Raw genomic sequence first — 12,256 nt, forward strand, 5'->3', positions numbered from 1 at the left:
CTACACAGCCGGGTACGGCTGCTCCTGCGTGAACGTACGTATCAATGATGGCCCGGAGGCCGGGCGCGGCGCCTACCGCGAGCCGAGCGACCAGCGCGGGCCGGAGGGCGTGTCCTCGATCTCCAGACCGGACTGCTGGAGCTGGTCGCGGATGGCGTCGGCGGTCGCGTAGTCCTTGCGGGCCCGCGCCCCCTGCCGCTGCTCCAGCACCAGGCGGACCAGGGAGTCCACGACCCCGTGCAGGTCCTCGCTGCGCTCGCCGCCGGACCAGTGCTCGTCGAGCGGGTCCAGACCGAGGACGCCCAGCATCGCACGGACCTCGGCGAGGCGGGCGACCGCGGTCTCCTTGTCGTCCGCGGTCAGCGCCGAGTTGCCCTGGCGGACGGTGGTGTGGACGATCGCCAGCGCCTGGGGCACACCCAGGTCGTCGTCCATCGCCTCGGCGAACGCGGGCGGTACCTCGGCGGCCGGCTCCACGGGGCCCGCCATCTCGACCACGCGCTGCACGAAGCCCTCGATCCGGGCGAACGCCGACTCCGCCTCCCGCAGCGCTTCCTCGCTGTACTCGATCATCGAGCGGTAGTGCGGGGTGCCGAGGTAGTAGCGCAGCACGATGGGCCGCCAGCGCTTGGCCATCTCGCTGACGAGCACCGAGTTGCCGAGCGACTTGCTCATCTTCTCGCCGCTCATGGTGACCCAGGCGTTGTGCACCCAGTAGGCCGCGAAGTCGTCGCCGTACGCCTTGGACTGGGCGATCTCGTTCTCATGGTGCGGGAAGATCAGGTCGATGCCGCCGCCGTGGATGTCGAAGGCGGGGCCGAGGTACTTGTGGGCCATCGCGGAGCACTCCAGGTGCCAGCCGGGACGGCCGCGGCCCCACGGGGTGTCCCAGGACGGCTCGCCGGGCTTGACGGCCTTCCACATCGCGAAGTCGCGCGGGTCCCGCTTGCCGGTCTCGCCCTCGCCCTCGGGCTGGCGCAGGTTGTCCAGTTCCTGGTTGGACAACCCGAGGTAGCCGGGGAAGGAGCGCACGTCGAAGTAGACGTTGCCCTCGGCGGCGTAGGCGTGGCCGCGCTCGATGAGGCCGCGCATCATCTCGATCATCTCGGGGACGTGCCCGGTGGCGCGCGGCTCGTAGGTGGGCGGCAGGCAGCCGAGCGCGTCGTAACCGGCGTTGAACGCCCGCTCGTTGTCGTAACCGATCGCCCACCATGGGCGGTTCTCGGTGGCCGACTTGACGATGATCTTGTCGTCGATGTCCGTGACGTTGCGGACGAACGTCACGTCGTAGCCGCGGTGGGCGAACCACCGCCGCATGATGTCGAAGTTGAGCCCCGACCGGATGTGGCCGATGTGCGGGGCCGCCTGCACGGTCGCGCCGCACAGGTAGATCGAGACGCAGCCCGGCGTGAGCGGGGTGAAGTCACGGACCTGGCGCGCGTTGGTGTCGTACAGGCGAATAGTCACGCATCAAGGGTAGTGGTCCGGGACCCCTGCGGCGGACGGCCTGACACCGGCTTCACGGGGTTGTGACACCGGGCGTCACCCGTATGTGTGCCGTGGGGCGCTACACCCGGTAGACCAGTGCGGTGGCGACGGCCGCCAGCCCCTCGCCGCGGCCGGTGAAACCGAGGCCGTCGGTGGTGGCACCCGACACCGACACCGGCGCGCCGACCGCTCGGGCCAGCACGGCCTCGGCCTCGGCGCGGCGCTTGCCGATCCTGGGTCGCGGGCCGATCACCTGCACGGCGATGTTGCCGATGCCGAAGCCGGCCTCGCGGACGATCCGGGCGGCCTCCGTGAGCAAGGTCACACCGGACGCTCCCGACCACTGCGGGCGCCCGGTACCGAAGTGCGCACCGAGGTCGCCCAGACCGGCGGCGGAGAAGAGCGCGTTGCACGCGGCGTGCGCGACGACGTCCGCGTCGGAGTGGCCCGCCAGCCCGTCGCCCTCGCCCTCCCACAGCAGTCCCGCGATCCACAGCTCGCGGCCCGCCTCGAAGGCGTGGATGTCGGTGCCGATGCCGACCTGGGGGATCAGGCCGGGAGTCCGGTCAGTACTCATCGGAGGCCCTCCGTCGTGCGAGGACGGCCTCGGCGAGGACCAGGTCCAGCGGGCGCGTGACCTTGAAGGCCTCTTCGTGGCCGGGGACGACCAGCACCGGGACGCCCAGCCGCTCGACCATGGAGGCGTCGTCCGTGACCTCGCCGGTGACCGTGGCGTGCGCCTTGGCCAGCGTGACGCGGTCGAAGCCCTGCGGGGTCTGCACGGCGCGCAGCAGTGCGCGCTCGGGGGTGCCGACGACGGCGCCGGTGGCGGGATCGATCTGCTTGACCGTGTCGGCGAGCGGCAGGCCCGGCACCACGGCCGCGGCACCCTCGCGGACGGCGGCGGCCACGGCCTCGACCATGTCGACCGGCACCAGGGGGCGGGCCGCGTCGTGCACCAGCACGACCTCGATCTCGCCCGGGAGGGCGGCCAGCCCCAGCCGTACCGATTCCTGGCGGGTGTCGCCGCCGGGAACGATCCTTATGTCCTTGGCCTCGGGCAGCCCGTGGCTGTCCAGCAGCGCCCTGACCTCGGCGACGCCGTCCGGGGGCGCCACGACGACGACCAGCGACACCGCGCGGGCACGGCTCATGGCGCGCACGGCGTGCACGAGGATGGGAACGCCGCCCAGGGTGCGCAACGCCTTGGGCGCACCGGGGCCGAGCCGGACTCCGCGTCCGGCGGCGGGAATGACTGCGGCGGTAGTCAGGTTTGTGTCCTTGGCCGAGATGGGTATCGCCTCAACGTGCCGGGCACGAAGCCCCTGTCGGACCCTTCCGTGACACCGACAGGGCCAACTGCCCGGGCCCGGCACTCAGTATGCAGGGGGAGTCGACGCACGAGCGAACGCTGATGGACGTCAGGTGCGCCGAACGGTGTCCGCATCGGGCCCGCGCACGGCACGGGGGACCATCCCGCACCCCGTTTCACGGGTCATCCGGCCATGCCGCCGCGCCGTCCCACCGGACGGCCGGGGCCTGACGGGCGGCGCGCCGCGCAGGCCTGTGACGGCCTCCGGGTACGCAACAGTGCCCGGCGTACGGGACGCGCCGGGCACTGCGGAAATCCGCGTCAGGACGCGAGCACCTCGTCAAGAAGGGTCTCGGCCTTGTCCTCGTTGGTGTTCTCCGCGAGCGCGAGCTCACTCACCAGGATCTGACGGGCCTTGGCGAGCATGCGCTTCTCACCGGCCGACAGTCCTCGCTCCCGCTCGCGCCGCCACAGGTCGCGCACGACTTCCGCGACCTTGATGACGTCGCCGGAGGCGAGCTTCTCCAGATTTGCCTTGTAGCGGCGGGACCAGTTGGTCGGCTCCTCGGTGTACGGTGCCCGCAGCACCTCGAAGACCCGGTCCAGCCCTTCCTGACCGACCACGTCGCGCACGCCGACGAACTCCGCATTGTCCGCGGGCACACGTACCGTCAAGTCGCCCTGGGCGACCTTGAGCACCAAGTAGGTCTTGTCCACGCCTTTGATCTGGCGAGTTTCGATGGCCTCGATCAGCGCGGCCCCGTGATGGGGATAGACCACGGTGTCGCCAACCTTGAACGTCATGTGACAGGTACCCCTTCCGTGGCTATCCAGGGTAACACGGAAACGGCCGGTTCTGAATGGCGTTTTCGCAGGTCAGGGCATATCTCGGGGCTTGACAAGGGCGCCCGGGACGTGCTGCGGAAGCCGAACGGAAGGCGGTATTCGCAGGTCGGAGCGGGTATCAGGGGAGGCTGAAACACGCCCGTCACACCGCGCGGAGACCCCGATCATGGGCCGTAACATCCGGTTTTGTCCCTCCCTTGCGGGGGGTCTGCCGCTACTCCGTTCGGCCGCCACGGACTGCGGTGATCCATTTTCGCACCCCTCCGCATTTCCGTCCGGGGGATCAACGGTAAATCGATCATGCCGGGCCGGCGGGAATCGTTCGGCGTAATGCCGGAATGGATTCCGGGAGGGTGCGGGCGGGGCACTCGGTGGGGTCCCGCGGCGGCCCGAGGGGGCTATCGGGACACCCGGGAGGGTGAGGCCGCCCCGCCGAAGGGTGGCCCGGTGCGGGCCCGGGAGGCGGGCTCGGTAACCTGAGCCCGCACTTGGTAAGTCGTCAGTCCCGTACGTCCCTACACCTGTACCTCCGTACCCTGCCCAAGGAGATGCCGTCGCCGTGAGCCTCCCCCAACCTCCGGCCGGGGGCGCCCCCTGGCTTCGACGTGGCGCCCTCGCCACCGTCCTCGCGCTGTCGCTGTTCCCGCTCGCCGCGTGCGCCGCCGGGAACCACGCCGACACGCTGCAGGTCCGGCCCGACCACGCGGCCACCAGCGTGGGCGACATCGAGGTCCAGAACGCCGTTGTCCTGACCCAGGCCACCGGGTCGACCGGCTCGTCCGTGATCTCCGCCAAGGTGTTCAACAACGGCGCCGACGAGCAGACGATCGAATCCGTGACCGTCGGCGACCAGCAGGCCGAGCTGTCCGGCTCGATCAAGGTCCCCGGCCACGGCTCCGTGCTGATCGGCGGGGACGGCAACCCGTCCGCCACCGTCGCGGGCGGCACGGAGAGCAAGAACAACGGCGACTTCCAGAAGGTCGTCTTCGACTTCAGCAGGACCGGCGAGGTCACGCTCCAGACCCTCGCGCTGCCGGCGACGGGCTACTACGCCTCGTTCGGTCCCACCGGGTCCGCCGCGAGCCCCACCGGGTCCGCGTCCGCCGGCGCCACCGGGAAGCCCTCCGGCAACCCCTCGACCCGCGTCAGCGAGTCCGCCACCGGGTCGCCGACCCCGTGACCACCTGACACCGCGAAGGGGCCCCGGGAGCACACGCTCCCGGGGCCCCTTCCGCGTTGCGGACGCCCGGAGGTCCGGAGGTAGCAGCGGTTTACGGCTCGAACTTGTAGCCGAGGCCGCGCACCGTCACCAGGTAGCGCGGCGCACCCGGGTCCGGCTCGATCTTGGCGCGCAGGCGCTTGACGTGCACGTCCAGGGTCTTGGTGTCACCGACGTAGTCGGCGCCCCAGACCCGGTCGATCAGCTGCATACGGGTCAGGACGCGGCCCGCGTTGCGGAGCAGCATCTCCAGGAGGTCGAACTCCTTGAGCGGCAGGTCGACCTTGCCGCCGCCGACGGTGACGACGTGGCGGTCGACGTCCATGCGGACCGGGCCGGCCTCCAGGGCGGAGGGCGAGATCTCCTCCGGCTCGCCGCGCCGGCGCAGGACGGCGCGGATACGGGCCACCAGCTCGCGGGAGGAGAAGGGCTTGGTGACGTAGTCGTCGGCTCCTATTTCGAGGCCGACAACCTTGTCGATCTCGCTGTCCTTGGCGGTCACCATGATCACCGGGACATTGGACTTCAGCCGCAGCTGGCGGCAGACCTCGGTGCCGGGCAGACCCGGCAGCATCAGGTCGAGCAGGACGAGGTCGGCGCCGTTGCGCTCGAACTCGTCGAGCCCGTCGGGGCCGGTCGCCGCGATGGCGACCTCGAAGCCCTCCTTGCGGAGCATGTACGACAGGGCATCACTGAAGGACTCTTCGTCCTCGACGACGAGTACTCGGGTCACGGGAGGACCTCCGGAGCGGGGATGTGATCAGGGAACGTCTCGTAGAGAGCGGAGGAGGTTTCGGAGTCCTCCGACGGCACGGCGGCGGCGGAGCGGTCCCGGGACTCCCGGGATGTCGCGGCCTCCGGCAGCCGTAGGGTGAAAGTGGAGCCCTGGCCTTCAGCACTCCACACCGTGACCTCCCCGCCGTGCGAGGCGGCCACGTGCTTGACGATGGACAGACCGAGCCCGGTGCCGCCGGTCGCGCGCGAACGCGCCGGGTCCACCCGGTAGAACCGCTCGAAGACGCGGTCCCGGTCCTTTTCTGAGATACCCATTCCCTGGTCGGTCACGGAGATCTCGATCAGGTCCCCGCCCGGGGCGGGGATCCGACGGCCCGCGATGCCCACGCGGGTGCGGGCCGGGCTGTAGTTGACCGCGTTCTCGACGAGGTTGCCGAGCGCGGCGGCCAGCTGGCCGCGGTTGCCCCAGATGAACAGATCGGGGGCGCCGCCGGTGGCCATGGTGATCTGCTTGGCGTTGGCGGGGTGCCGGCAGCGGTCCACCGCCTCGGCGACGAGGTCGTCGACGGCGACGGGTTCCGCGTCGTCGAGGGGGTTGTCGTCCTGCACCCGGGAGAGGTCGATGATCTCCTGGACCAGGCTGGTCAGCCGGGAGGCCTCGATCTGCATCCGGCCCGCGAAGCGCTGCACCGCCTCCGGGTCGTCGCTGGCGTCCATCACCGCTTCGGAGAGCAGCGACAGTGCGCCGACCGGCGTCTTCAGCTCATGGCTGACGTTCGCGACGAAGTCGCGGCGCACCGCCTCGATCCGCCGGGCCTCGGTGAGGTCCTCGACGAGCAGCAGCACCAGGCGGGAGCCCAGCGGTGCCACTCGTGCGGACACCGCGAGGCCTTCGCCCCGTCCGGCACCGCGGCGTGGCAGGTCCAGTTCCACCTGCCGTATCTCGCCATCCCGCCGGGTCTCACGGGCCATCTGCAGCATCTGGTCGACGGCGAGCCTGCCGCCCCGGACCAGCCCCAGGGCGTACGCCGCCGAGCTGGCCTTGACCACCGTGTCGCCCTCGTCCAGGACGACGGCCGACGAGCGCAGCACGGAAAGCACCGTGTCCACGCCCGGCGGAAGTACGGCTGCGGCGTCCTGCCGCAGGGATGTGCGCGTGGGGCGGGCCTGTTCCCGCTCGCTCCAGCGGAACGCGAGCACAGCGATCACACCGGTACAGAGACCGGCGATCGCACTGGCTGCGGCAACTGCCGCGTTCACGTCCATAGACCCAGGTTAGGCGGACGGAATGAGTGACCCACAGCAGTCGGAGCTTCTTATCGAACGCGCGTTGCCAAGAGTTCACCGTGGTGTCAGGGTCGATTCATTCCCGGGGCTCGAGCGATACGCGTGCGGGGGCGAGCGTGTGAGCGTGCCGGCGTGGAGGACAATCCTCTTTGTTTGATCGGGAACGGAAGGAACGCGATGCGCGACGCATACCACGAGGAACTCGACTCGATCGGTGACGGCCTGGTCGAGATGGCCCGGCTTGCCGGCTCTGCGATCGGCCGGGCGACCACGGCGTTGCTCGACGCCGACCTCAAGCTGGCGGAGAGCGTGATCGCCGCCGACGAGAAGATCGACGACCTGCAGCGCGAGCTCGAGAGCCGGGCGATCACGCTGCTCGCCCGCCAGCAGCCGGTCGCCACCGACCTGCGGATCGTCGTCACGTCGCTGCGCATGAGCGCCGATCTGGAGCGCTCCGGCGACCTGGCCCGCCATGTGGCGAAACTCGCACGGCTGCGGTTCCCGGAGAGCGCGGTGCCGAGCGACCTGCACAGCACCATCCTGGAGATGGGCCAGCTGGCACAGCGCCTGATGGCCAAGGCCGCCGAGGTCATCGTCACCAAGGACGTCGACGACGCGCTCCAGCTGGAGCAGGACGACGACCGCATGGACGAGCTGCACCGGACCCTCTTCCAGCACCTGCTGGACGACCGCTGGTCGCACGGCATAGAGACCGCGGTCGACGTGACCCTGGTCGGCCGCTACTACGAGCGCTTCGCCGACCACGCGGTCTCGGTGGCCAAGCGCGTGGTCTACCTCGTCACGGGCGAGCACCCGGACGAGCTGACCCCGCCGCCGGTCCCGATGCCGGCGGACTAGCCTCCGGCGGTCCGGCGGTGGAAGCGGCATATTCCGGACGCGCCGAAATGCTTCCGCGCGCCGTTGATGCGCCCGTGGGGGACGCCCTTCACTGGTGGATGGCATGCACGCAGCCGTTCACCGGACCAGGAGGGTAAAGATGCCCGAATCCCCCACATCGTCCACCGCCCGCGACCAGCCTTCCGCGGAGGGAACCCCGCACTCCCCCGGTGTCCGTGAGCTGCCGCTTCTCGGAGCGTGCGGCTGCGGATCGGGCTGCGGGTGCGGCTGCCAGTCCGGAGCGCCCTGCCGCTGCGGCGGGTGCAGCTGCTGACCCCACCCGTGAATGCTTTCCGTGGCCGAGGGCCCGTCCGGTCGTTCCGGACGGGCCCTCGGCGTGTGCTCGCTCACTCCCCGGCGTACGCCCGCCGCAGCGCGGCGAGGTCCATCCTCTTCATGGACAGCATCGCCTCGGTGGCCCGGCGGGCCTTCTGCGGGTCCGGGTCGGCGATCATGTCCAGCAGCGCTTGCGGGAAGACCTGCCAGGAGACCCCGTACCGGTCCTTCAGCCATCCGCAGGGGCCCTCCTCGCCGCCCTCGGTGAGCCTGTCCCAGTAGTAGTCCACCTCCGCCTGGTCGGCGCAGCGGATCTGGAACGAGATCGCCTCGTCGAAGGTGAACTGCGGCCCGCCGTTCAGCGCGACGAACTTCTGGCCGTTGGCCGTGAACTCCACCGCCAGCACGGAGCCCGCGGGACCCGGGCCGGCCTCGTTGTAGCGGCCGATCGTGCCGATCGCGGAATTCTTGAAGACCGAGACGTAGTAGTTCGCCGCCTCCTCGGCCTGCCCGTCGAACCACAGGCACGTGGTGAAACCCTCGGTGGTCATCGGTACCTCCCTGACGCGGAGCGCGCGTGAGCACTGTCACACGTACCGACCGCCCGGGCGCGGCGAACTCATCGGTCGCCGCGATCGCCGTCCGCGGGTCAGGGCAGTCGCAGCGTCACGAACGGGATGGTGTCCCCCGGCAGCACGTACCGCTCGACCTCCACGAAACCCTGCCGCTCCGCGAAGCGCAGCCCCGCCTCGTTCGAGGCCAGCACCACCGTCTCGACCACCCCGGCGCCCGTCTCCCGCGCCGTGCCCAAGCCCCGCGCGTACAACTCCGCCCCGAACCCGCGCCCGCGGTACCCGGGCAGCACCCGCGCGATCACGGTGGCCGCGGCCTCCTCACCCTCCGGCGGCCGCACGGTCGTGCACCCCACGGGGGTGTCCCCGAGGTACGCCACCTCCAGGTGGTTGCGCCCGGCGCGCTCCCGCACGTCCTCCAACGACAGCACGGCCGTCGGGATGATCTCGTTGTGCACGCGCTGCCAGTCAGCGAGCGCGGCGTCGCTGTGCGGCTGCTCGATCCGAAGCTGGGACATCCCGGCAGTGAACCGGCGCCCGGCGCCGGGCGTCAACCGCTTTGCCGTTGGCCGAGGATGCAGAACTCGTTGCCTTCGGGGTCCGCCATCACGACCCAGGCCTGGTCACCCTGGCCGATGTCGACGCGCTTCGCGCCATGAGCCTCGAAGCGGGCCACCTCGGCGGCCTGGTCGTCGGGCCTGAAGTCGGGATGCAGCCGGCTCTTCGCCGTCCTGTCCTCCTCGGCCCGGACGAAGTCCAGCCCCGGCAGGCGATCCGGCTCCGGGCCGATCTCGAACTCGTCGTCGGAGGAGTGGACCACGACCCAGCCGAGAGCCTCGGCCCACCACTGCCCCAAGGCCGCGGGATCCACGGAGTGAACGAGCGGGCATCCGCGCGCGGGAAGTCACCCAGGTCGTGCACCGGCTGACGGAGCTGAGGGTTCCGGCCTCACGGATCTCCGCCGGGATACTCGACGGCGTACTTCAGGAAGGCGCTGCGGCAGCCGTCGCGGCCCTCCGCGAGGTGGGAGCACAGCCGGAGAGGAGGGCCCGGAGTCGGCCCCGGAGCAGCAACGAGCCCCCTCCCCGCGGAGAACCCGCAGGCAGGGGGCTTGATCGCGTCGAGTTACTTCTTCTTGCCCTGGTTCTTCACGGCCTCGATCGCCGCCGCGGCCGCATCGGGGTCGAGGTAGCGGCCGCCCGGGGTGACGGGGCGGAAGTCGGCGTCGAGCTCGTAGGCGAGCGGGATGCCGGTGGGGATGTTCAGGCCCGCGATGTCGGTGTCGGAGACGCCGTCAAGGTGCTTGACCAGGGCGCGGAGGCTGTTGCCGTGGGCGGCGACGAGCACGGTGCGGCCGGTCAGGAGGTCCGGGACGATGCCGTCGTACCAGTACGGCAGCATGCGCTGGACGACGTCCTTGAGGCACTCCGTGCGCGGGCGCAGCTCCGGGGGGATGGAGGCGTAGCGCGCGTCGTCGGCCTGCGAGAACTCGCTGTCGTCGGCGATCGGCGGCGGCGGGGTGTCGTACGAGCGGCGCCAGAGCATGAACTGCTCCTCGCCGAACTCGGCGAGGGTCTGCGCCTTGTCCTTGCCCTGGAGGGCGCCGTAGTGGCGCTCGTTGAGGCGCCAGCTGCGGTGGACGGGGATCCAGTGCCGGTCGGCGGCCTCGAGGGCCAGCTGCGCGGTGCGGATCGCGCGCTTCTGGAGGGAGGTGTGGACGACGTCGGGGAGCAGACCGGCGTCCGCCAGCAGCTCGCCGCCCCGGACCGCCTCCTTCTCGCCCTTCTCGTTGAGGTTGACGTCAACCCATCCGGTGAAGAGGTTCTTCGCGTTCCATTCGCTCTCGCCGTGGCGGAGGAGGATCAGCTTGTACGGAGCATCAGCCATGCCTGGAGTCTAAGAGAAAACCCTTTGGTCCCCCGCGGAGGGCACCTGTAAGCTGCGCAGGCCGCCTTGGCCTATTACGCTCACCAGCCGCGAGGAGTCGCCGCCGTGCCCGCTGTCGTACGAGTTGTACGGGAGACCGTGTCGGGGCTTCCCCGGACCTTCTGGTGGCTGTGGACCAGCACGCTGATCAACCGGCTCGGCGCCTTCGTGGTGACGTTCCTCGCGCTGTACCTGACCCTGGACCGCGGCTACTCCGCCACCTACGCGGGTCTGGTGGCCTCGCTGTACGGCCTGGGTGGCGCGGTCGGCGCGGTCGTCGGCGGCGTGCTGACCGACCGGGTCGGCCGGCGGTCGACGATGCTCCTGGCGCAGCTCGGTGCCGCGGCCGGGACGGCGGCGCTGGCTTACACGAACGGGCAGGTGGCGATCGCGGCGGTGGCGACGGCGCTCGGCATGGCGAGCAGCGCCTCGCGGCCGGCGGTGCAGGCCATGATGGCGGACATGGTCCCCGCGAAGGACCGCGTACGGGCCTTCTCCCTCAACTACTGGGCGATCAACATCGGCTTCGGCGTGTCCTCGGCGGCGGCCGGGCTCATCGCGTCGCAGGGCTACTTCTGGCTGTTCCTCGGCGGCGCCGTGATGACGCTGCTGTGCGCCCTGGTGATCTGGGCCAAGGTCCCGGAGACCATGCCCGGGAGCGACGGCGCCTCGGTCGCGGCGGCCGCGACGTCGCGGGCCGGCCTCGGCATCGTGCTGCGCGACCGCCGCTTCATGGCGTTCGTCGCGCTGACCTTCCTGCTCGGCACCGTCACCCAGCAGGGCTCGACCACGCTGTCGGTCGACATGGGACGGCAGGGCTTCAGCGCGAGTCAGTACGGCCTGGTCATCGGCCTCAACGGGCTGCTGATCGTGCTGTTGCAGATCCCGCTGACCCGCATGGTCGAGGGCCGCAGCCGGGCGGCGCTGCTCACCGCGGGCACCGTCCTGATGGGCTGGGGCTTCGGGCTGACCGCCTTTGCCGGGTCGGTGGCCTTCTACGCCTTCACCGTCGCGGTGTGGACGATCGGCGAGATCCTGCACGCGCCCGCCTCGATGTCGCTGGTCGCCGACCTCTCCCCGGCCCACGCCCGCGGCCGCTACCAGGGCATGTACTCCATCGCCTGGCCGGCCGCGTCCTTCGCCGGGCCGCTGCTGGGCGGCATTGCGCTGGACCGCTGGGGCGGCGGCGTGGCGTGGGGGGCGTGCGCGGTGGTCGGCACGGTGGCGGGTGCCGGGTACTGGCTGCTGCTGCGGGAACGTACGCGGCGGCGCGAGCCCGTCGGCGCGGTGCCGCAGGCCCTGGACCGCGTGCCGGAGCCGACGGCCGACCACTAGTCAGGGCCTGCGCAGCGCCCGCTTGGCCTCGTACAGATTGCGCGGGGTGACGGCCGGATTCCCCGACGAGGCCGGCCGCGAGTCCAGCGGCCCGGTGACGTCGGGAACGTCGGTCCGGCCGAAGGCGGTGACCTCGCAGATGCCGGCGGTGGCGCTGCGCGGGGCGATGCCGTCGTTCTTCACGCAGCCTGCGCGGCCGTCGGTGACGGTGACGTTCCAGTGCGCGAAGCCCGCCCCGTACAGCGGTCCTGCCGAGGCGTCGCCGCCATGGGAGCCGTCGGTGTTCACGGTGATCTCGGTGCTCTCGGTGCGTACGTTGGCGAAGGGCAGGCCGCGGCGGGTGTCGGGTGCCATGACCCCGTA

Annotated in this window: 13 protein-coding genes and 1 pseudogene; 3 read left to right on the forward strand and 11 right to left on the reverse strand. The window is 70.9% G+C overall.

The features are described from left to right. Positions 1-72: 72 nt before the first annotated feature. From cysS to RV983_RS16860, 4 genes are all read right to left on the reverse strand, one after another. The gene (gene cysS / locus RV983_RS16845; protein WP_475986598.1) at positions 73-1,467 is read right to left on the reverse strand and encodes a cysteine--tRNA ligase; all 1,395 of its coding nucleotides are present in this window, start codon (positions 1,465-1,467) and stop codon (positions 73-75) included. 100 nt (positions 1,468-1,567) lie between these two features. Then, positions 1,568-2,065, reverse strand: coding sequence for a 2-C-methyl-D-erythritol 2,4-cyclodiphosphate synthase (gene ispF / locus RV983_RS16850; protein ID WP_475986599.1), 498 nt, complete (start codon positions 2,063-2,065; stop codon positions 1,568-1,570). Continuing rightward, a complete protein-coding gene (gene ispD, locus RV983_RS16855; RefSeq protein ID WP_475990353.1) occupies positions 2,055-2,786 on the reverse strand; it encodes a 2-C-methyl-D-erythritol 4-phosphate cytidylyltransferase in 732 nt (243 codons plus the stop codon). The genes ispF and ispD overlap by 11 nt, the downstream gene beginning before the upstream one ends. A 335-nt stretch (positions 2,787-3,121) precedes the next feature. Further along, positions 3,122-3,604: a CarD family transcriptional regulator gene (locus RV983_RS16860; protein WP_018559600.1), complete on the reverse strand. Its 483-nt coding sequence runs from the start codon at positions 3,602-3,604 to the stop codon at positions 3,122-3,124. Between the two features lie 601 nt (positions 3,605-4,205). Between RV983_RS16860 and RV983_RS16865 the strand changes: the two genes are divergently transcribed. Further along, the gene (locus tag RV983_RS16865) at positions 4,206-4,826 is read left to right on the forward strand and encodes a DUF461 domain-containing protein (protein ID WP_475986600.1); all 621 of its coding nucleotides are present in this window, start codon (positions 4,206-4,208) and stop codon (positions 4,824-4,826) included. Between the two features lie 91 nt (positions 4,827-4,917). Here RV983_RS16865 and phoP read toward each other — a convergent pair whose 3' ends face one another. Then, positions 4,918-5,598: a two-component system response regulator PhoP gene (gene phoP / locus RV983_RS16870; RefSeq protein WP_475986601.1), complete on the reverse strand. Its 681-nt coding sequence runs from the start codon at positions 5,596-5,598 to the stop codon at positions 4,918-4,920. Continuing rightward, positions 5,595-6,866, reverse strand: coding sequence for a two-component system sensor histidine kinase PhoR (gene phoR, locus RV983_RS16875; RefSeq protein ID WP_475986602.1), 1,272 nt, complete (start codon positions 6,864-6,866; stop codon positions 5,595-5,597). The genes phoP and phoR overlap by 4 nt, the downstream gene beginning before the upstream one ends. A 198-nt stretch (positions 6,867-7,064) precedes the next feature. Between phoR and phoU the strand changes: the two genes are divergently transcribed. Beyond that, entirely contained in the window at positions 7,065-7,745 is a 681-nt protein-coding gene (gene phoU, locus RV983_RS16880) for a phosphate signaling complex protein PhoU (RefSeq protein WP_475986603.1), read from the forward strand. A gap of 386 nt (positions 7,746-8,131) precedes the next feature. Here phoU and RV983_RS16885 read toward each other — a convergent pair whose 3' ends face one another. The 4 genes from RV983_RS16885 to RV983_RS16900 form a co-directional block, all read right to left on the reverse strand. Beyond that, complete coding sequence (locus RV983_RS16885) at positions 8,132-8,611, reverse strand: VOC family protein (protein WP_475986604.1); 480 nt, start codon at positions 8,609-8,611, stop codon at positions 8,132-8,134. A 98-nt stretch (positions 8,612-8,709) separates the two neighbouring features. Beyond that, a complete protein-coding gene (locus RV983_RS16890; RefSeq protein WP_475986605.1) occupies positions 8,710-9,150 on the reverse strand; it encodes a GNAT family N-acetyltransferase in 441 nt (146 codons plus the stop codon). 32 nt (positions 9,151-9,182) lie between these two features. Continuing rightward, positions 9,183-9,503, reverse strand: coding sequence for a VOC family protein (locus tag RV983_RS16895; protein WP_475986606.1), 321 nt, complete (start codon positions 9,501-9,503; stop codon positions 9,183-9,185). Positions 9,504-9,757: 254 nt separating this feature from the next. Then, positions 9,758-10,519, reverse strand: a complete 762-nt coding sequence (locus RV983_RS16900) for a phosphoglyceromutase (protein ID WP_475986607.1) — start codon at positions 10,517-10,519, stop codon at positions 9,758-9,760. A gap of 105 nt (positions 10,520-10,624) precedes the next feature. On the opposite strand from RV983_RS16900, the gene RV983_RS16905 reads away from it, so the two are divergent. After that, positions 10,625-11,893, forward strand: a complete 1,269-nt coding sequence (locus tag RV983_RS16905; RefSeq protein WP_475986608.1) for an MDR family MFS transporter — start codon at positions 10,625-10,627, stop codon at positions 11,891-11,893. On the opposite strand, the pseudogene RV983_RS16910 reads toward RV983_RS16905, so the two are convergent. Continuing rightward, positions 11,894-12,238: pseudogene (locus RV983_RS16910) on the reverse strand (hypothetical protein); the annotation flags it as partial. Positions 12,239-12,256: the final 18 nt, after the last annotated feature.

The organism is Streptomyces sp. RLA123, assembly GCF_056270165.1.